Annotated in this window: 15 protein-coding genes; 2 read left to right on the forward strand and 13 right to left on the reverse strand. The window is 38.7% G+C overall.

Features of this window, described 5'->3' with window-relative positions; translation table 11 throughout:
- Positions 1-6 precede the first annotated feature (6 nt).
- From ABJH64_RS00455 to ABJH64_RS00510, 12 genes are all read right to left on the reverse strand, one after another.
- Positions 7-804 carry a glycosyltransferase domain-containing protein gene (locus ABJH64_RS00455; RefSeq protein WP_348275889.1) on the reverse strand — a complete coding sequence of 266 codons (798 nt, stop codon included), beginning with the start codon at positions 802-804 and terminating at the stop codon, positions 7-9.
- Positions 792-2,690 (reverse strand): asparagine synthase (glutamine-hydrolyzing), encoded by a 1,899-nt coding sequence (gene asnB / locus ABJH64_RS00460; protein ID WP_348275888.1) that lies wholly within the window; start codon positions 2,688-2,690, stop codon positions 792-794. Before asnB ends, ABJH64_RS00455 begins: the two co-directional genes overlap by 13 nt.
- Positions 2,691-2,742: 52 nt before the next feature.
- Positions 2,743-3,726: a glycosyltransferase gene (locus tag ABJH64_RS00465; protein ID WP_348275887.1), complete on the reverse strand. Its 984-nt coding sequence runs from the start codon at positions 3,724-3,726 to the stop codon at positions 2,743-2,745.
- Positions 3,727-4,337: 611 nt separating this feature from the next.
- On the reverse strand, positions 4,338-5,609 hold the full coding sequence (locus ABJH64_RS00470; protein ID WP_348275885.1) for a flippase: 1,272 nt from the start codon (positions 5,607-5,609) through the stop codon (positions 4,338-4,340).
- Between the two features lie 90 nt (positions 5,610-5,699).
- Entirely contained in the window at positions 5,700-6,758 is a 1,059-nt protein-coding gene (locus ABJH64_RS00475) for an exopolysaccharide biosynthesis protein (protein ID WP_348275884.1), read from the reverse strand.
- A gap of 395 nt (positions 6,759-7,153) precedes the next feature.
- Complete coding sequence (locus tag ABJH64_RS00480; RefSeq protein WP_348275883.1) at positions 7,154-7,768, reverse strand: DapH/DapD/GlmU-related protein; 615 nt, start codon at positions 7,766-7,768, stop codon at positions 7,154-7,156.
- Between the two features lie 59 nt (positions 7,769-7,827).
- A complete protein-coding gene (locus ABJH64_RS00485) occupies positions 7,828-9,147 on the reverse strand; it encodes a UDP-glucose/GDP-mannose dehydrogenase family protein (protein WP_348275882.1) in 1,320 nt (439 codons plus the stop codon).
- A gap of 31 nt (positions 9,148-9,178) precedes the next feature.
- Positions 9,179-11,824, reverse strand: a complete 2,646-nt coding sequence (locus ABJH64_RS00490) for an SLBB domain-containing protein (RefSeq protein WP_348299429.1) — start codon at positions 11,822-11,824, stop codon at positions 9,179-9,181.
- A 285-nt stretch (positions 11,825-12,109) separates the two neighbouring features.
- Positions 12,110-12,628, reverse strand: coding sequence for an ArsR family transcriptional regulator (locus ABJH64_RS00495; RefSeq protein ID WP_348275880.1), 519 nt, complete (start codon positions 12,626-12,628; stop codon positions 12,110-12,112).
- A gap of 105 nt (positions 12,629-12,733) precedes the next feature.
- The gene (locus ABJH64_RS00500) at positions 12,734-13,114 is read right to left on the reverse strand and encodes a hypothetical protein (RefSeq protein ID WP_348275879.1); all 381 of its coding nucleotides are present in this window, start codon (positions 13,112-13,114) and stop codon (positions 12,734-12,736) included.
- 5 nt (positions 13,115-13,119) lie between these two features.
- On the reverse strand, positions 13,120-15,534 hold the full coding sequence (locus ABJH64_RS00505; RefSeq protein ID WP_348275878.1) for a penicillin acylase family protein: 2,415 nt from the start codon (positions 15,532-15,534) through the stop codon (positions 13,120-13,122).
- A 137-nt stretch (positions 15,535-15,671) separates the two neighbouring features.
- Positions 15,672-16,238, reverse strand: a complete 567-nt coding sequence (locus tag ABJH64_RS00510) for a DUF2911 domain-containing protein (RefSeq protein ID WP_348275877.1) — start codon at positions 16,236-16,238, stop codon at positions 15,672-15,674.
- Between the two features lie 245 nt (positions 16,239-16,483).
- Between ABJH64_RS00510 and ABJH64_RS00515 the strand changes: the two genes are divergently transcribed.
- Entirely contained in the window at positions 16,484-17,527 is a 1,044-nt protein-coding gene (locus ABJH64_RS00515) for an endonuclease/exonuclease/phosphatase family protein (RefSeq protein ID WP_348275876.1), read from the forward strand.
- A gap of 7 nt (positions 17,528-17,534) precedes the next feature.
- Here ABJH64_RS00515 and ABJH64_RS00520 read toward each other — a convergent pair whose 3' ends face one another.
- Positions 17,535-19,790: an MMPL family transporter gene (locus ABJH64_RS00520; RefSeq protein ID WP_348275875.1), complete on the reverse strand. Its 2,256-nt coding sequence runs from the start codon at positions 19,788-19,790 to the stop codon at positions 17,535-17,537.
- A gap of 134 nt (positions 19,791-19,924) precedes the next feature.
- Here ABJH64_RS00520 and ABJH64_RS00525 point away from each other — a divergent pair, with 134 nt between their 5' ends.
- Positions 19,925-20,719, forward strand: coding sequence for a thymidylate synthase (locus tag ABJH64_RS00525; protein WP_348275874.1), 795 nt, complete (start codon positions 19,925-19,927; stop codon positions 20,717-20,719).
- Positions 20,720-20,817: the final 98 nt, after the last annotated feature.

Consider the following 20,817-nt stretch of genomic DNA (forward strand, 5'->3'; position numbering starts at 1 on the left):
ACACGGCTAATGAACATTTGCCAGTTTGCCATACACTCTATCAACCAAATCAAAAAAGGGAGACAAGGGCTGATTAGAATCATAAAACCGCTTAAACCAAACATAGCCGATCAAATGATTATATCTGGTATCCAGGCTTTTGTGTACTTCTATTGAAAAATAGGGGCTACGTCTTAAAGAAAATAAACCGGTAATGTAATCTAAATTAGATTTCCAAAGTACATACATCAGAGAAAGTTGGTCTCTTTTACTTTTGTGAAAGAACTCATTCCACCAGAGTTCCATACACTCGATGACCTGAGGATCATTATGTCTCCTAAAGAGAAGACCATTTTCCGTTAAGCCAAATTCTTCAGGAAAACCTTCATCCCTATACCCTCTCATTTGAGAATTGACAATGTCAACATTTCCTTTCTTGGATTGAATGATAATTTTGGCTTCCTGATAAATACAATTTCTAGCAAAATGTTTTGGCAGGGCAAACTTATATTCACTATCGATTAGTTGTTGAAACAACTCACTTGCCTCCTTCTTAATCAAGATATTGGAATCTATATATAAACTTATTTCATATTCTTTCAGAAACAGATGAGGCAAAAACTTATACATTCTATTGAGCTCAATGGAACTTAACTCATCCTTAGATACAAGCCTTATATCCCAAACGTTGGAAACTATGCACTTCTGATCTGTAAAGCACACAAAATCAACAAAATCAAATTCACCTTTGGGGTCTCGTAATTGATCATAATCACCAAAAAGTGCAGTATAAACCACTAAGCGATTAACTTTCACTTCATCCATTTTTCATACCACATCTGAAAAATCAAAACAGTCCAAACCTTTCCTGAAAGATAGGTATGTCCTTTTAAAAATAACTCTTTGATTTTTATAATCTCAAACTCATTAAATAATCCATGCTCTTTTAATTTATCAGGATGGAAGTAATATTCTAAATACTCCCTAAATCCCTCTACCAACCACTTTTCCAAAGGGATGCTGAAGCCCATTTTTGGACGATCAAGTAGATCCTTAGGGATATATTTGTGTGTGATCTCTTTAAGAAGGTGCTTTTTATTTCCATCCTTAATTTTCAAGTTAGAATCCAAACGAGCCACAAATTCAATAAGTCTATAATCAAGTAATGGTTCTCTACCTTCCAGACTTACCGACATGGTAGAGCGATCGACCTTAGTCAAAATATCATCCAGTTGGTAAGTTTTAAAATCTATTGCCATCATTTTATCTAATTCAGATAATTCATCCGAGAGGTATTCCAAGTCGTCAAAACCAGTGATTGTCTTGTCCAAATCAAAACGTACCAGTTCATTTAATTCTGAAGTAGTAAAAAATTTCTGCAAACTTTCCATAAATCCGGAATGCGACTCAGATTTCATAAAAGACACAGCACGATAGAATCTTTCACTAAACCTTGGAAATAGAGAATTGACCATTACACGGCGCGGAGTAACCTTTTCCAACACAGTAGAAAAATCCTTTCGGTTGGGAATACGATTAAACAAGTTATAATATTTACCCGCCTCCAAATACTTTTCGTAGCCTCCAAATAATTCATCGCCACCATCCGCACTAAGTGAAACAGTTACCTGCTGCCTAGCCAATTTACTTACCAACATGGTAGGTATCATTGAGCTGTCTGCAAAGGGTTCATCAAAATAAAAAGCTATATCTGGAAGAATAGTTAAAGCATCCTGCTGGCTGCAATAATATTCTGTGTGGTCGGTATCCAAATATTCTGCAATATTTTTTGCATGGTGAGCTTCATTAAATGTTCCTTCTAAAAACCCAATGGAAAAGGTTTTGATTTTCTCAGTCCGAGAAGACTGTACTAGAGCAGTAACGGCTGAAGAATCATACCCCCCACTCAAAAATACACCCACAGGAACATCTGAAATCAACCGATACTCACAAGCTGATTTTAACAGGTTTTCAGTCTCTGTTAGAACATCCTGTTCTGAAAGAAAAAGTTTCTCTTTATTATAACAGTTCACGACATCCCAATATTTGGAAGTATGAATTTGAGTATTTTCAAGTGAAAACTCCAAAAAATAACCTGCTTTAAGTTTATGGGTGTTTTTAAAAATAGTGTAAGGCTCTGGAATATATCCATATTGAAAAAACAAGTTTAATCCTTGCTTGTTTATTTCCTTACAAAAAGATGGATGCTCGTGGAAACTTTTAAGTTCACTCGCAAACATGAATAAACCATTATTAAAATACCAATAGATAGGCTTTACACCTGCTCTGTCACGAATCAATGTGATTTTTTTCTCAATCGAATCATAAATAACAATAGCAAACATCCCATTCAGTCGATGAACCATTTCTTTGCCCCATAGACTAAACGCTTTCAAGATAACTTCAGTGTCAGAATTAGAATCAAATAAAAAACCTTCTGTCTCTAGATCCTTACGTATCTCTTTAAAATTATAAACTTCACCGTTAAAAATAATCTGATACTGCTGAAAAACCATAGGTTGATGGCCGTGTCTTGATAAATCCAAAATAGAAAGTCGTCTATGGCCAAGTCCCACCTGAAAACGTGAATCATTCTGATAAAAATAGCCAGAATCATCAGGCCCCCTATGTACTAGGGAGTCCGTCATCCTTTTTAAGACATTCGCATCTGAAGTAAATTTTAAATCAACAAAACCTGCTATTCCACACATAGAATAAATAAAATACCAAATAATTACAAATTATAACCAGGAGAATAGGAAATCAAGAATAGTTTTTAAAAACAGCTTTTTCCCCCATTTTAACTGCCGAAAACAAAAACTTGAGACGCTTATAAATAAAGCTAGGATTCTTTAAAAACCGAAAGAATGACCAATAACATATAATTAAATGAAATGAAATACGATTCAAATGATACTTGAAATTTTGGGTCTTTATTTGGCTATAGAAATAAGTCGTATTTCTAAATGAATAAAATAATTTAAGCAGTGACAAATTAGGACTAAAAATATCCTCACCGTCTTTATAAGACATATCCAAATCTTCTATCTGACTGGAATAAATCAAAAATTGACTCACACCTATTTGAGAAAACCTAAGGGTAAACTCATGGTCATCAGCATAAACAAAAAATTCTTTTTTTGGCAATCCAATTTTCCTAAGATTACTAATATGAGAGAAAAGACCTCCATAAGGTCCATAACTTACTTTGATTACTGGAAATTTAATTTCATGGACGGTCTCAGAAACAAGATTCCTAGACAGCTTATTTCCTAAATAACTTAGGATATCAAATCCACAAAAAGCATTGATTTTTGGACCTTTGATAATTCCTTTAGAAACTGCTAAAAAATCATCTTTCCAATGTTTTCCCCTATAACTGTACAAAACTGGATGTTCAAAACTTTTCGAAAGTAAGGCATACGCATCTTTCAATGCTTTGAGAGAACCTGGGGTTGGAAGATTGTCATCGTCTAAAAACCAAAAGAAAAAATCCTTTTCGAGTTTAAAAGCTACTTCAAGGATCATTGAATAAGCACCTGCAGTTCCGACATTATTTTCATTTGTAAATAGCCTTAAATGGGGATACCTTTTTTCCAATGAATCGATTTCAACTTTAGATTCACTTAAGGAACCATTGTCAACAATCCATATTCCAGAAACTCCTTCATTAATAGAAGCTTGAATGACCTGATCCAAGAACTCAAATCTATTTCCATAAGTAACTATAACTGCTATTACTTCCATAGAATTAAAAAAATAGAAAAAACCAAAATAAATCCTCCAAAAATCATCATCATCTTTTTTGGATCACGAAATATATTTCGTAGCATGGAAAAATATAAGAGAAGGATTCTTCATACAATTCCTTCATATAGGTAGATGAGTTGAAGATGAAGGTTAAAAACTTCTTAAATAAACTTCTAAGTCGAAAATCAGAACGAAAAATCAATTTTACGTCAACAATTTCGAAATTGATATCATTATAATAGGTAGGAACCTTTCTCTTGAAAAAAGAATCATTACTGAAATATGAAAGTGAATATAATCCCCAAAAACTTTTATGTGTGTAATCACTGTAATAGTAAGGATTAGAAAAATGCGGCACAACATTGATCATTTTACCGTCAGGTTTCAAAATTCTGAAAACTTCCTTCAGAAAGAGAGGGAGATTGTCGATATGCTCTAAAAAATGGCTAGAATGAATCTCATCGATGCTACTATCTTGAATAAACGAAAAACCATTGGATAAATCACATACATAATCAACACTTTCTTTTTTCATTATATCTAAGCCTATACAATAATCAAACTGTTTAGTCTCTCCAGGACCTAATTCCAAAACACACTTACCGTATTTATTTTGGTACTTTAACAATATTTCTTGAAACATTTCTATTTGTTTTAAATATCAAATAACTCGTATAATATAAAGACAGTGTAATTAAGGTTTCCGAAATCAGTGTGGCATAAAGAGCGCCTTTGTAATCTAATTTGGGTACAAGCTGTAACAATAGCAATAAATCAACAATCACACCTATCCAAACAATAAGGCTGAACTTCTTAGAATTTCCAGTTGAAATAAGGTATTGAACAGCAGGTACATTTACTCCAATTATAAATAAGGCTATTGCTAAAAGTTGTAAAATCTCAATCACAACAGCTTCCTCCTTACCGGAAATAAGCAAAGAAATAATATCTGCAAAGAAAAAAGTACCAAGAAAAATGCATGTAGAAAGCATTATAGAGATCGAAAAGAGGCTTTTCAATCTATCAGAAATAGCTAAGCCACTAATTGCTTGAGACTTTGAAACACTTGGGAAAAAAGCTTGAGACATGACCACATTCAATCCATTGATTGCTTCGAAAATCTTCTTACCAATTGAATAAAATCCAAGATTTGTAGAATCAAGATAAAATGCCAGTATTAGCATTGAGTTATTTTTGTAGCCCAATATTGCTAAATTAGATGTGAACAAGTTCCATCCGTCTTTAAAATAAAAATAGAGTGAATGCCTATCTGGAATGTAAAATTTAATATCAAATTGTCTTATTACCAGAACTAGAGAAAAAACACCCACTAAAATAAGACCTGATGAATTAAGAAGAGGAACTAACCAAATATCATTCTCCCCTTTTACAAAAAGAAAAATTCCTACTGTAAAAATCAACTTGGCTACAACACTCAAATAGGTTATATACTTCATTTTCTCCATTCCTTGAAAAAGCCAGATTGGAAATAAGATCTGACCAAAAACCATCCCAAATGAAAGAAATAATAAATTCTGTATATCGTTGAATTTCTCTATTGAGAATATCAAACATATCATCAAACAGAAGCAAGCAATCATTAATAATAACTTGATAATTAATACGCTGCCAAATATCTCATTGATTTTCTGCTGATCATACCTATAAATCGAAACTTGCCGTGTTGCAGAAAGATTAAATCCGTAATCTGTTATCAATACAAAATAAGAAGTAACAGCTAACGAAAAAGCAAGAATACCATATTGTTCGACTCCTAATACCTTGACCAAATACGGAAAAGTCACCAACGGCATAATATAATTTATCCCTTGTAAAAGGAGTAAATTAAAAATATTTGAAATAAGACTTTCTTTACCCAAAAACTTAAGAAACTAATTTATTTTATTATGAAATCTGGATAGAAAAATTTATGAAAATAACTCAATAAATTTCTAGTATTTTGACCAACTCTATTTTGAATGTCGCCTGCGCAAAAACTCAGTTCCAATTATATAAGCAATCGAAAAGGAAAAGCCAATCATTAAAAAAATAATCAGGACAGTTGACCCTCTTAAATTCGACTTTTCTAGGGGAATGGTTACGGGCTGAATGATAGAAAAAACAGGAGTATTCTTCGCTACTTGTAATTTAGCCTGTTCCACTTGTTTTGCTAGCTCACTATACACTTCAAAATTAAAATTATAATTTGTTTGTAATCTATCCAATTGATTATTAGCATATTCTGAATTTAAATTTTGATTACGTTCTTTAAAATATGCTAATTTATCCTGAGCATCTTCAAACTCTTTCTTCTTTTCCAAGAATTGTCCCTCTGTGAATCTCAATTGTTCTTTCGCATTTTTTATTTTAAATCTGATTATTTCTTCTTGCAGCAAATCCACTGCAAACTTTACCATTTCTGCAGCCATCAACGGTTCAGGCATAGTAAAGGAAACCATTACAATCCCCTCTTTTTCATTTGGTGCTATCTTTAATTGGGAGGCAATCCTATTGCAATGGGAATATTCTTCTTGACTCACTCTTATTATTCCATCTTCTTCCTGAATAACCAAGTCTTCTGGCTCTCCTTTTAATTTTTTTATAAAAATCCCTGGTAAACCAATTGTATATTTTTTAATCATATCAAAAATCCCAGGCGAATGTACTTGATTGTAATACTCCTGATAGGTCATAGTGCTATCATAACCATTGACTCGGATTTTGGCATCTAATAATGCCTTTTGAAAGTTGATTGAAGAAACAATTTTAGGATACAAAACAGGAGATATCTCTGAGCCTCCATTTATACTACCCAGATTAACTCCAGCTAAACTGGCTAATCCACCTAAAGCACCACCTGAACTGGGCGATTCTTCCGCTTGAGGAATAAAAGTTGATGTGGCAGAAAACTCCTTAGGTGAAATCAAAGCTGTAACAATTCCTAGAAATGCAAAAACAAAGGTTATCTTAAATACATCTTTTCGTCTATTCCAGACGAGAGTCACTAGGGAAATCAAATCGATTTCCACAAAAGAAAATTTTGATGAATTCTCCGACATATTAATTTTATAATTGCTTAGTAAAAACTAAATAAACCAATGATAACTAATTACCACAAGTGATTTTTTTACTCTACACTATTTTAAGTAAAAAACTTGGGACACTTTCTAAAGGCTTGTTGGGCTAGATACCACTCTCCATAAAGTTTGGCAAATTGAATCCAACGGTTCAAAGGTCATATTAAAAAAACAAGCATTCTTATTAGCCTCTTCGAATATTGATCCGCCCAAGGGAACTCTCTGCCTTAGCGATAATTTTCGAAAAATTTACTTTTGTCTAAACTGAGGCTATAAAATATGGCTGAAATACCTGCTTCTTTCAATTTTTTAATAGGTATCATAAAGCAAATAATGCTCTAATATGATCATGAAATAGACTTTGCTGGAACGCCTACTAGAGTGGATTTTTCAATTACTGATTTAGTCACTACAGCCCCAGCTCCTACTACTACCTCGTCCCCCAACTCAACACCAGGTAAAACAACTGCTCCAGCACCAATTCTACAGCTTTTTCCTATTTTCGAACCACCTAGAAGCATAGCTCCAGGCCCAATTTCGCTAAACTCTCCTACTTCGCATTCATGATGCACATGAGCACGTGTGTTGATTAAAACCCCTCGTCCAATTTTTGTTTCAGGCCCCACAAAACTATAAGGCATCGCATCAAACAAAGGACTTGAATTACTGTTATCTATAAAGTAATTACTTCTGATGCCATGAAAACAACCACCAAGTGAGTTTAATAGGTGAAACAACTTCTCCCTTTGTGCTGGATTTCCGACTCCTAGAACAAATCTAGGGTTTGTCTTAAAGTGATTTTGTACATGAGCTAGCTCAAATAAAACCGGAGAATTAATACCTTTTCGCTTAACAGATTCAGGATTTTCATCAAAGAAAAAAAAATCAGAGGAATTGATTCCCTCTTGAATCAATATGTAATGAACCTCCATTCCATGTCCTCCAGCTCCGGCAATGATCATGTTTATCTATTTCTCATAACATAGGTGTGCCCTTGAGCTTCACCCAAGGGCACTGTAAATTACTTAGAACCAATCCCGTAGGATTCAAAACCTAGGGTTTTTAAGTATTTTTTATCGTAGATATTTCTTCCATCAAAGATCACTTTGTTTTTCAGTAGCTTACCCATTACCTCCCAGCTAGGGATTCTGAATTCTGACCATTCCGTCACAAGTAGCAAGGCGTCGGCATCCACTAGTGCTTCATAGGCATCTTTACAATAAGTTACTTTATCAAAAATATAGTGTTCTCTAGCTTCATCCATTGCTACGGGATCATATGCTTTTACAGTTGCACCAGCAGCTCTCAATTCATCGATGATCACACCTGCCGGTGCTTCACGCATGTCGTCTGTATTTGGTTTGAAGCTGAGGCCCCACATAGCGAATGTCATACCGCTAAGGTCTTCCCCGAAGTGCTCCTTTACTTTCTTGGAAAGCACATATTTTTGATCGTCATTCACCTCTTCTACAGCCTGTAGTACTCTCAGGTTATAGTTGTATTGCTTTGCTGTTTTGATGATTGCTTTTACGTCTTTTGGAAAGCAAGAACCTCCATAGCCAACTCCTGGATAGATAAACTTATTTCCTATTCTTGGATCAGAACCAATTCCTTTTCTTACCATGTTTGCATCAGCTCCCACGAGTTCGCACAAGTTGGCAATGTCATTCATAAATGAAATCTTGGTAGCCAACATTGCATTTGCTGCATATTTGGTCATCTCAGCGGAAGGTATATCCATGTAGATGATGCGTTCTCCACTCAATTGAAACGGCTTATATAGGCGTCTCATAATTTCCTCAGCCCGGGTATCATCCACGCCAATCACAATTCTATCAGGTCTCAAGAAGTCTTCTACTGCAGCGCCTTCCTTCAAAAATTCAGGATTGGATGCTACCGCAAAAGGAAGATCAGCCCCTCGTTTACTCAAGGCCTGTGTGATCGCTGCACGAACCTTCTCTCCTGTGGTGACCGGAACGGTGCTCTTGGTAGCGACTACGATATAATCAGTCATCTTTGCGCCGATCTCATCCGCCACTCCCAAAACATATTTCAGGTCAGCAGAGCCATCTTCACCTGGAGGTGTTCCCACGGCAATAAAAGCTACCGAAGCTCCTTGGATCGCCTCACCCAGATCTGTACTGAATTTCAGCCTTCCACTTTTGTAATTTCTTACTACAACCTCTTCGAGCCCTGGCTCATAAATCGGCATTATGCCATTTTTGAGGTTATCAATTTTCTTTTGGTCAATATCGACACAAGTGACTTCGATCCCTACATCTGCAAAACATGCTCCTGAGACCAAGCCCACGTAGCCGGTACCTACTACTGCAATTTTCATATAATAAGTTGTTGAATAAAAACTATTAAAGCTATTTGCTATTATTTACTAAGGTTTGAACCAAGATAGCTACTGTGGCCAAACTAGATGCAATGCCAATCCAACCTGCTGGTCCCATGCTGATTCTCTGAGGCTTCTTAGGAACTACGATCTCTGCTCCTGGTTCCAGCTGTGGGTAGATCTTCAATCCCAGAAAATTTCGAGTTCTTTGAGCATCTCCATTGGCATAGACCACATAGGTTTTCCCACGCCGAGCGTTTTCGGTGAATCCCCCTGCTTTTGAAATATAATCTTTCAGAACACTAGTTTTGCTAAATCGTGTAGTTGTAGGGAGCAAAACTTCTCCTACCATTCGTACCGTCTGTAGTTCCTTGGGAACCTGAATCACATCACCTTCCATGAGAATCAAATCTTCTTCAGAACCTGGGTGCTGCAAAATGTAACCCAAGTCAATTCCTACAAAATCCTGCTCTTTCATTCTCATGGTAGTAAGTGAGGAATCTTGACGCAGGGTGTCAAAGGCGGGAGAAATTTCAAAAAATCTGCGCTTTTGCTCTGCTTGCTCTTTTTGGAGCTTTTCCAGTTCATTCTGCGCCAGCTTTTTATCGATCCTTTCATAGAGCAATTGTTCAGCTTCGTTGCCCTCACGATTAGTTTCCGGATCCAAATTGGATAGTATCTCCTTGAGCGATTGCTCGCGAAGTTCCTTTTCCGTTGGCCCTTTGTAATAGACTGTTCGTCTGATCAAACTAGCACCTTTCGGGTAAGCAAACTTCGTAATGCCACCTGCACGCTTGATCACATCGGATATACGCTCGTTGGCTGATGCTATCGCAAAATCACCTGGATAGGTAACTTCGCCATGAATACTCACCAGCTGCTCTCGTTCGAATCCTGGACTTCTTCTAATGAAAACGTGGTCAAAAGGTTGTAAAGGGCTATTTTTCTCTTCAGCTGTCAATTCCAAATCTGGATTGATCGTCAGCGTCTGTATCTCGGCCATCTTGCCAGAAGAGCCATCTCTTACTCTTCTTGCTATTTCTATAGAAGAATTAGTAGCGGACTCCAGCAGGCCTCCTGATCTCAGGATAAGATCTCCCACTGTCATCTCTGCTGCATAGGGATAGGTGCCAGGGTAATTTATCTCACCGGAGATTTTTACGTAATATTCCTCTTGGATATCATATCTACTAGGCACAAACAGAAGATCTTCATTTTTCAAAGGAACATCTGCTACAGTGCCAGTCAAAATACCATTCAGATCCAGAGGTTCTGCCGCTAAGGTCAAATCAGCGCTTGTCCTGTACAGGGTGGCTCTGGTAGCAAATGCTTCTGGCTTAAGACCTTGCGCTTTGTCCACTAAACCTTTCACTGTCAAGCCGCCTTCATCCAAAGAATATTCCCCAGGTCTAATAACAGATCCAGTAACCTGCACTCTATTGGAAAATCTATCTAATGCTTCGCCGATCAATATCTCATCTCCATCTTTTAGAGAAAATGAGCCAAACTCTTCAGAAGGAACATCCACTACCTTTCGCTGATTATTTTCTATTCTGCGTACTGTCACCCGATCCTGGTAGGCCATACTAGTAAATCCACCCGTATAGAGGTATAAATCATTCAAGTATTCTCCCGCTTTGACTTCAAAAAGTCCTTCTCTACGGACTGGACCACTTATTTCTACACGTGTTTCCACGGGAGGCACGATGACCACGTCGTTGTCTTGGAGTGTGATATTTGAACTTTGTTCTCCTTTAGCTAAAAACTCATAAATATCTACAGTGGCTACTAATCTGCTGTCTCTATACACTTGAATTTTCCTGAAGGCCCCATTCTCATTTGGCCCACCAGCGGCATATAGGCCATTAAAAACAGTGGCAAAAGAAGGGAGTGTATAGGTGCCAGGCTTGGTAAGTTCTCCTACCATGGAGACCTTGATGGATCGAATATTTCCTAGTCTCAGTTGTATAAACGTATTCGGATTTGCTCCATTGAGGCCGGAATAGATTCTGCCTAAGGAGGTTTTGATTCTGGCTGATGCCGCAGCTATAGTGGATCCACCTACTTGAATAGGGCCAACATTGGGAACTAATATCCTTCCTTCCGGGCTGACGCTAAGATCATAAGATTGCTGAGAAGCACCGTAAACGTCAAGTAACAATTGGTCACCTGAACCAATCACGTAAGACTGAGGGGTAGGTATATTTAGACTAGGACTAAAATTCAAATCGCGGTTATGAAATAGCTTATAGCCAAATATTTTCTTCTGCTTTTCTGTCAATTCGTAGTAAGGATCGGAGCGTCGGATTGAATCGAACATGTCAGTCTCCTTATATCCATTGATAGATCTATTGCCATCGGCTCCCTGTACTTCGCTTTGAGATGAGACAGTCATTTGAAGCTCGCTGATACGCCTACTAAGCTTGGCTGCTTCCGCTGCTGGCATCCCTCTTTCTCTAGCCAGAGCAGTCAGTTGATTAGTGGTCAGCCCATTTGCCTCAGCCCGTTTGATCAACTGTTCGATTTGAGCATCAGACAAATTATCCACTCTGAGGTTTTGAATATCAGAGAGACTTTGACTTTGCGCAGCAAAAGCCACCACCATAAAAATCACCAGCAAAAGGTAATTCCTTGTATGAATAAACCAAGTATATTTTTTCAATTCAGTACTAATCAAGTTCTAATCTATTTTTACTTTTTAATTATCCTCTTTGTCACCTGTAAAGGGGTCAAATGCAGTGCAGCATCTGGGTTTATTTAACCATTAAAGTCGCTTCGGTCTTCTGCTTTTAAAGACATAGAAATTTGGCATACTGGAAAGATTGGGGAAAATCGTATGCACTTTTCTAATAAGTGCTAATTTCTGATTTTTAATGGAATCTCAAGCCATTTTACACAGCTTCGCCCTTTCAGTCACATTAGCGCCTATTATTACTATTCCAAAACCACCAAAACAAGCCTCCTATGCCTGCTCTTCCCTATCGTACAAGACCAAACCCGTGGAACCCAACCGCTCACCTAGCAAGGTCAATACCACTTTTCGATCTATCATTTCTTCAATCCTAGTAGATAAATTCAAAATGTAGTCCTCATTCAAGCTGTCGCCCGTAACCACTACGTCTATCTTACCCGAATCGATACCTTTAGATAAATCTCCTACTAAAATAACTTGACTCACCTCTCCCATTCGCTCTAGAATTTGCTCTAGCAGCTTGTCTAATCCTAAATACTTTCGGATGATCTCTTGAATATTTGAGAAAAAGGGATGAGCTATATTTGCCTTGTAGGCAATCTTATTTTTGTCGGTCTCCTTTACCAAAAAACCTGCTTGAGTTAAATTATTCAACTCCTTACGAATGGCATTCGTAGATTCACCAAATTCCTCAGCCAATCCTCTCAGATGACTCTGTGTTTTGGAGTTTACAAAAAACTTAACAAGTAACCTCAGCCTTGTTTTGGAGGTTATTAATGATTCAAGCATAAAAATTCACCTGAATAGTGAGTAACAAAGGTACTCATTGCAGCGAATAGAGAAAAATATTAAAGGGGTTTTTGATGAAGTTTAGTTACCAAAATCTAGATTCCTTTATCTAGATCCTCGACCATAGATATTGGAAGGCTGTCTTTTCAGTAGTTTCCGAAATAAACTCCCACTCAATCCACTTAAAGCACCGAGTAAAAATCCTAGGATAGCCGTGGCGGCAAACAAGCCGAGAGATGAACTCAAGCCCATCAAACTGCTCATGTTTTCAGGAAGTTGGCTGCCTGATACAGTACTGATGTAAATGCTAGTTCCCAACCAAGCTAAGGCCATCCCTAAACCTCCAGCGAAAAAGGCTCCTGCTCCATTATTCCCCACCAAGGCGGCGAAAGCAGCTATGAGAATCATTACACCCCAATAAGGAAGAAAAGAATTGAATACAAGGACAAGTATGGCAGTAATAAATGTAAATAGTATGAATTTCATAAGGGTTAGTTTAGGATAGTTTGGAACAATACGCCTTCTGTCTGATCTGATTTTCTCAAGTCAAAATTCAGATACTCGCCATTTGCCCATCTATTGATGAAATTGCTGTAATATTTGCTTCCTGGATTGCCAGATTGACCGCCTGGATAGATACCAAATGCGTTAACTTCCTCACCCAATTCCACCACCATTCTCCAACTTGCACCCGCTCTATTGCTTGTAGCATTGAGTATCCCCGAGCCACCGCCGGTGTAAACATTCTCCACAGAAAATGATTTAAACTGAGGCACCAAATGCTGCACTTTGGTCTGTTTATAATTTGCCCAAGAGAAATCACCTTGTTCCGCTTCCCAGATTTTCATATCGGCAAGCATCTCTTTGAACCCTTGCTGCACATGAGTGGCAGCAGTTTCTATTTCCGCCGTACCTCTCAGATCAAAAACAGGATCATTTGGTGCATCCTTCATTAATTGTACTGTTCTATAATAGTTCGGTAGCACTATCGGCGCGACATTCTTAGATAGATCTGACCACACCTGCCCATAGGTATTTTTCCACCAGATGAAAAATAGTGTAGGTGCTTTTTGATTAGGATCTGCGTAGAAATCCCACTCTTTCAAGAGACCAATATATTTTTTTGCGTCTTCATCTGAATCAGCATTTGCGCCCACTAGCTCAAGCATCAAGGGAAGCGCTTCGGCCGCATGCAGGTAATAATCATCGAACTGCAACGCCTGCATATCCTCCACGGTAATCTGGTTCATCTCGCTAAGACGAGAGTTTAAACGTCGATTTCGGTAAAACTCATAGCTATTATCGAAGACATAATAAGGATAGGTGGAATCGGTAGGATGCTGATTTGCGGAACTCACAAAACCCCGGCTAGGGTTTAATGTACTCGCATTATGTTCATTTGGAATATAGCCTTGCCATTCCATTCTAGGATCTGCTCCATCCATGAAAAACTTCCCTTGCCCTTTCCACTTCAATGGAAATTTACCCTGAATTCTCATCGCTATATCTCCGCTTTTGGAAGCAAAGACAAAGTTTTGCGCAGGTGCGGTATAACTATTCAATGCAGCATTGTAATCGTCATGGTTTTTGGCGGTATTCAGCATCAAGAAGGTTTTTTGCTCATTTGAGCCTTCATGCACATTCCATTTGAGCGCAAAATTGACATCTTGGCGATTGGCGTTAAAAGTACGATCATAGACCACCGGTCCATAGTTCGTGTACACTACTGTATCAAGGTAAACAGGCTCACCTTTTACTTTAATCTCTTCTATTCTAAAAGAGGTCTGCTCCCATTTATCTCCATATCGATAAGCTTTTCTACTGTCATCCTGATACGTAATTTTATACCAGTCCCTAGTATCTCTTGTAGCATTGGTGACACCCCATGCGATATTTTCATTGAAACCTGAAATTACACCTAAAGCTCCTGGTAGGGTGGCACCCTTCACTGAATGAGATGGGGTAGTCAGCTGCATAGAATACCAGAGCGAAGGAAGATTCAAACTCAGATGGGGATCATTTGCCAAGATTGGATTTCCACTCTTGGTTTTAGAGCCAGACACAGCCCAGTTATTAGAGCCTGTACCGTCAGCAGGCTGAGGCAGTGATTCTATCACCAGCAGATCATCTGGATATGAAATACTATCTGGACGATTCACGGTAGCGGGAGTAAAACCCCAGTCATGTCCCGGTTCTATGACAGGATCAACACCTTGAGGGTATTCTGGATACAATTTGTCCAACATTACCTCACCTAAGATTTTTCTAAGATTCGAATATTCCAAATCCCGATCTCCCACCAACATGTCTGTCATGTATTTCAATAGCAAAATAGATTTAAAAGCTGTCCAATGCTCTGGCCGGTAATTCAAAATCTTGTATTCCACCGGTAGCCTAGCATCTGAGAGCTGATCTATGTATTGATTCACACCGTCGGCGTAGGCTTCCAACAACGCATAAGACTCAGGATCATTTTGCTTGATAAACTCGGCTCCTTTTTCCGCTCCAAATGCCAATCCTTTCCTGCGAGTCATCCTGTCTAGTTCCAAAGCCATAGGTCCAACGATCTCAGAAAGTCTGCCGCCAGCAGCCATGGTTTGAAATTCCATTTGCCAAAGTCTGTGCTTGGCGGTGATATAACCCTGAGCTCGGTACAAATCCGCATCGTTTTCGGCAAAGACATGAGGAATTAGATTCTCATCGTAAATCACCTTCACCTCGCTGCTCAAATTACTGAGATTGAGTTCATCCTCTGCCAATTCATCCTCAGAGAGGGAGTTTTGCCAAAAACCATGGTATGGGTCCAGCAAGGGTGCCAAAGGAGGAATAGTGCCAAATGGTGTAGATACAGCTACTGCGAGCGCGATGGTCAATGCAAATGCAACTAAAAAGCCTATATACTTCATTGAATCAAGTTTAGGTAAGGTGGCGAATTTAGCTCAATCTGCTAATTAATAAGCATCTCCATTGATCCAATTTGGCATCTATCAAAAAAAAGCTCTCAAAATTAAATTCTGAGAGCTTTTTGAACGAAATAGTGTTGTTAGTTCATGCTGATTGGTAGCTTGAGTTTTTCCCAACGAATGACGATCCCGGGATTTTCTATATCCATTGTTAAAGATTCTACACTTGTGGCCTCCCATTGTGGAGATACTTCCACTCTCAACACATCATTTTTCTCGTCATACTGAAAATGCCCATGCTCCAAGTCCCAATCGGAATTGAATATCACTGTCCAGGCTCCTGACTCTTTCGGTATGGTAAATAAAGAATATTTACCTGCTGCGAGTTTTTCACCTTCCACCACCATATCCTCGGACAATTCCACATTGGAAGCTTCATTTGCGCCAGTTCTCCATACTACATTGTAGGGTACCAAATCGCCCCACAATTCACGGTCTTTCACGGCTGGAGAGCCATATTGAACTTTCACATTCTTACCGGCTATTTGACCTTCCTTCACCATCAAGGGACTTGGACGGGATTCGGTAGCTTCAGCTTCTTCCATAGCCTCAGTGGCTACTTCAGATTCTGCTGTTTTGGGAGAACTGCAAGAAGCAAAAACTAGTGCTATCATTGCTGTCGATAAAATTGCTTGGTTAATTTTCATAGTGGGTAATTTTCTCTCGAAATAACTAATATTTAGTAAATGAGCAAAATTCAAGCCTCTCTTTCATCATTTGTATCCCAATCATTTGGTTAAATATCAAATATTCTACCTTTACGTAAGAGCTACTTGAAATCTATAAAGTCACTAATCGATTGGTTCGAAGATTGCAAAGAAGTGAATTCACTCAAACTCCGCGTTAGGATCATGATTTACAACACTATATTAATCCGCATCAACTTTTATTCATGAGGTTTATTACTTGGTTTATTTTTGCGGTTACCCTAGTGCTGTATGGCAGTGTCTATATCTCTCCTGAGTATTTTAGATACGTAGGCCTTTTGCCTTTTTTCATCCCGGTAATCTTGCTGTTAAATCTTTTTTTGCTGGTGATTTTGGTTTTGTCTTGGAGAAAATTGGCTTTTTTGCCCCTTTTGGTATTGTTGATTGGATACAAGTTTTTCCTGGCCACCTTCCAGATTCATCCAAAAAATGAAGTAGAAGAGGGACTAAAGGTACTTTCCTACAATGCCCACATGTTCTATTACAAACCAAAAAGTGAAACTACGCCAGAATCAAACGTCCTCTCCTGGCTTCAAGAGCAGCCAGCAGATGTGAAGGTTTTTCAGGAGTTTTATCAGGACAATACCACCCCTTCCAGAGATGCCTTGAAAATCTTAGGGAAAAACTCAAACTATAAAGTCTCTTATCACATCATAGACGGCAGTATGAAAAAGAGATCCAATGGTTTGGCGATTTTCTCTAAACACCCCATTATCAACGACGGAAAAGTTTTTGATGCACAGGGAACAAACGGTGCAATCTTCGCCGATATTCTAGTGAAAAGTGACACCATTCGAATCTACAACGCTCACCTAGAGTCCATGCGAATAGATTCTGATGGGCTGGAAAACCTGGAAGGTGTCAAAGAAAATTATAGACAGACGCTAGGTAAACTTCAACGAGGTAGTTTAGCGCGAACCAAGCAACTCAAAGTGCTTTTGGAGCACATGAAAAATAGTCCTCATCCCCTGATACTGCTTGGTGACTTGAATGAGATCCCCTATTCTTACACCTATTTTAAGCTAGGAGAAACCTATGATAATGCCTTTGAAAAGGCAGGTAGAGGTTTTGGCTTTACCTACAATCGCATCCTGTTTTTTCTGAGGATAGACCATATTTTCTCGAGTAAATCTCTTCAGGCCGTAGAATTCAAAACACATCGCGAAGTAGATTATTCAGACCATTATCCCATATCGGCTACGTTTAGGTGGGAAGGCTTTGGTCAGTAAGGCGTATTCACTGTTTCTTAAACTTTTTCTCCCACATTCTTTTTAAGGGTAAAAGCAGAAGAGGTAAAAGCATTAAATCAGCCAATAATGCAAAAATCATAGATGCCGAAATCAATAAACCTGTGAAATGGGTAACTCCAAATTGACTGAAAATCAACAAGCTGAAACCTGCCGTCAATACCACTGTGGTCAAAACGATTGCTTTTCCCGTTTCCAGAAATGTACGCTTAATGGCATAAATCAGGTTTTTCCCCCGCTCAAGTTCTTGCTTCAGCCGACTCATAAAATGAATGCTGTCGTCCACTGCTATCCCAAAGGCCACGGTAAATAAAATCGCAGTAGTCAGCTTAAACTCTATGTCCAACACATACATAAGCCCCAGCATCCAGATTAGCGGGATAAAATTAGGCACGAGCAAGAGAAAAGAAATACGCCAAGATCTGAATAAAAAGCCTACGATGACGCCTACGAGAAGAAAAGCAACCCCAAGGCCTTTTGCCATCTGAAAGGTGACAGATTTGTGCCCAGCGTCGATCAAATAGGCCGTACCAGTCCAGCGGACTTCAAGCAGGTTTGGGTCTATCTCCCTCTGGACAAATTCGTCAAATTTCTCTCTACGCGCTGACATTTCCAGCGAACCAAGATCCGCAGCTCTAGCACTAATCCTTCCAGACCTTCTATCGGAAGTGAGCACTTTCGCATCGGATTGTTCTAGAAATGGCTCCAGCCATCTATCCATTCGAAGCATTTGCCCTTTGGATGGCATAGTAAAAGCCTTTGGGTCTCCTTGATTCTGTGCTTGATTGACAGATTTCACTAGTGTAAGTGGGGAGATCACCTGCCCCTCACCGAATAACTCCTGAAGTTTATTTTCGACTTTATCAATCTCCAATAACACCTCATATTCCAGCAAGCTAGGTGCATTTTTGCCTGCGGAGAGGTAAAGCTCCATAGGATTTGACCCACCATACATCTCATTGAAATATTCGAAATCTTGCTGTATAGGATGATTCAATGGCAAATTATCCAGTAGGTATCCATTGATTTTCAGAGAAGTCCCCACCGCAATACAGAGCAGCGTAATTCCGAGAAATGAAACTCTAATCAATCTTTTGTGACGGAGTTGCCACATAAAAACGGCATGCAAAAATCCAAGTCGCTCAGCTCTTTCAGATGAATAGGGATACGAAATAGGAAATAGATATAACAAGCCAGGCGCTACGATGATCACCGAGAAAAACATGATTAAAACACCCAATCCAGTACTCCACCCGAAATCCTGCAGTGCTGGAATACTAGTAAAATACAAAGACACAAAACCAAGTGAGGTAGTGAGTATGGTCAACCAAACGGGGACTAGTAATTGCCTGAAAACGGCTTGAATTGCTTCATCTTTAGCCTTTCCTTCCTTGAGTTTTTTTATCAAATGAGTGAAAAAATGAATCAATGCACTCAATCCCACTATCATAAATATAGTAGGCTGCATCACTGACATGACATCCAGCGGTTTTCCTAAGAGAAGCAATACCCCGAAGGCCCATGCGACCCCTAGCACTAAAACAAACAAAGGAATAAAAACACCCCATAAAGACCTAAAAATCAAAACCAACAATAGCAACATCAGGCCTATAGAACCTGCGAAAAAAAGCCCAAACTCATCTTGCATAAGCTTGACAAAATCTCCCTGTGTCTGAATTTTACCCGCTACTGCTTTGGGCTGAATCCCTTGTTTATTAAAAACACTTTTGATGGAAGCATAAAGTTGATCTCCGTCGTTTTTGGAAATTCCCTGTTCATTTTTGACATAAATCAGGATTGAAGTCCCATCCTTCGAAATCAATCCTGAACGATACTGATCCAGCTTTTCAATGGCATTGGCGCCCAAATTTCCCTTAGACCAATCCAGCACTCTCCTATTTCTCAAGCCAAACACCCCAATTATAGGTTGCTCTAATTCTAAAATCGAAATCACCGTATCGACCTTGGGCAGGCGCTGAATTGATTTTTGTACTTGCAGGGATTTATCCAAAAAATCAGGATCAGCTAGCTCACCATCTGGATTCTCAATAGCCACAAGTAAGTAATCATTGTCGTTTTCGAATTTATCCCTGAAGCTTTGATAAAAGTCCAAATTCTCATCATCCTGCGGGAAAAAGGTCTCGAAATCATAATTAAACTGCGGTACAGGACGAAAAATAACCAATAAAACACTTATCACTAAAGCAACGAATAGAAAAAGGGAAGCAGTTGGTTTACTGAACATTTGTTGCATTGTGCGTTTTGTAGCGGGAATCAATTTTTCAAGTATAACAAGAATGATCCTGCTTTGTGTTAAATGAATTCCATTTATTCTTCGAAGTCATTAACTTGCCGAAACTTGAAAATCAACCAAAAAAGATGAAGCAATACCACGATTTGATGCGCAAAATCCTAGATGAAGGAGCCGTAAAAGGAGATAGAACAGGAACAGGAACTAGAAGTATTTTCGGTCATCAGATGCGGTTTGATTTATCAGAAGGTTTTCCGGTAGTCACTACCAAAAAACTCCACCTTCGCTCCATCATCATCGAGTTGCTATGGTTTTTGAAAGGTGATTCAAATATCAAATACCTCAATGACAATAAAGTCTCTATCTGGAACGAATGGGCCGATGAAAATGGCGATCTGGGTCCAGTATATGGCTATCAATGGAGGCATTGGCCAGATGGTAAAGGAGGTGAAATCGACCAAATCAAAAATCTAATCCACCAAATCAAAACCAAACCTGACAGTCGCCGGCATATCGTCAGCGCTTGGAATGTAGCTGATGTGGACAATATGGCTTTGCCACCATGTCACACCATCTTCCAATTCTATGTAGCCGATGGAAAACTGAGCTGTCAATTGTACCAGAGAAGTGCGGATGTTTTCTTAGGCGTGCCATTCAATATCGCCTCTTACGCCCTGTTTACGATGATGGTGGCTCAAGTCTGTGGGTTGGAAGCCGGTGATTTCATCCATACGTTTGGTGATGCGCATTTATATTCCAACCATTTGGAGCAAGCTGAATTGCAGCTAAGCCGTGAGATCAGAGACTTACCTACAATGAAAATCAACCCCGACGTGAAAGATATTTTCGAGTTCCAATATGAGGACTTCGAGTTGGTGAATTACGATCCACACCCACATATTAAGGCTGCAGTGGCGGTTTAGCCCCCACGAAATTCCCACGTGAAATTGCAATTTTGAAACAAAAAAAACAATTTAGTTTTACATCACGTATTTTCACTATTCATCTCATTTATTCATCT

It is taken from the genome of Algoriphagus sp. (genome assembly GCF_039969895.1).
Taxonomy (GTDB): domain Bacteria; phylum Bacteroidota; class Bacteroidia; order Cytophagales; family Cyclobacteriaceae; genus Algoriphagus.

Bases quoted from the DNA above. Each gene is read 5' to 3' on its own strand.
- ABJH64_RS00455 (WP_348275889.1), bottom strand. From the start codon at position 804: ATGGATGAAGTGAAAGTTAATCGCTTAGTGGTTTATACTGCACTTTTT.
- asnB (WP_348275888.1), bottom strand. From the start codon at position 2,690: ATGTGTGGAATAGCAGGTTTTGTTGATTTAAAATTTACTTCAGATGCG.
- ABJH64_RS00465 (WP_348275887.1), bottom strand. From the start codon at position 3,726: ATGGAAGTAATAGCAGTTATAGTTACTTATGGAAATAGATTTGAGTTC.
- ABJH64_RS00480 (WP_348275883.1), bottom strand. From the start codon at position 7,768: ATGATCATTGCCGGAGCTGGAGGACATGGAATGGAGGTTCATTACATA.
- ABJH64_RS00485 (WP_348275882.1), bottom strand. From the start codon at position 9,147: ATGAAAATTGCAGTAGTAGGTACCGGCTACGTGGGCTTGGTCTCAGGA.
- ABJH64_RS00495 (WP_348275880.1), bottom strand. From the start codon at position 12,628: ATGCTTGAATCATTAATAACCTCCAAAACAAGGCTGAGGTTACTTGTT.
- ABJH64_RS00500 (WP_348275879.1), bottom strand. From the start codon at position 13,114: ATGAAATTCATACTATTTACATTTATTACTGCCATACTTGTCCTTGTA.
- ABJH64_RS00505 (WP_348275878.1), bottom strand. From the start codon at position 15,534: ATGAAGTATATAGGCTTTTTAGTTGCATTTGCATTGACCATCGCGCTC.
- ABJH64_RS00510 (WP_348275877.1), bottom strand. From the start codon at position 16,238: ATGAAAATTAACCAAGCAATTTTATCGACAGCAATGATAGCACTAGTT.
- ABJH64_RS00515 (WP_348275876.1), top strand. From the start codon at position 16,484: ATGAGGTTTATTACTTGGTTTATTTTTGCGGTTACCCTAGTGCTGTAT.
- ABJH64_RS00520 (WP_348275875.1), bottom strand. From the start codon at position 19,790: ATGTTCAGTAAACCAACTGCTTCCCTTTTTCTATTCGTTGCTTTAGTG.
- ABJH64_RS00525 (WP_348275874.1), top strand. From the start codon at position 19,925: ATGAAGCAATACCACGATTTGATGCGCAAAATCCTAGATGAAGGAGCC.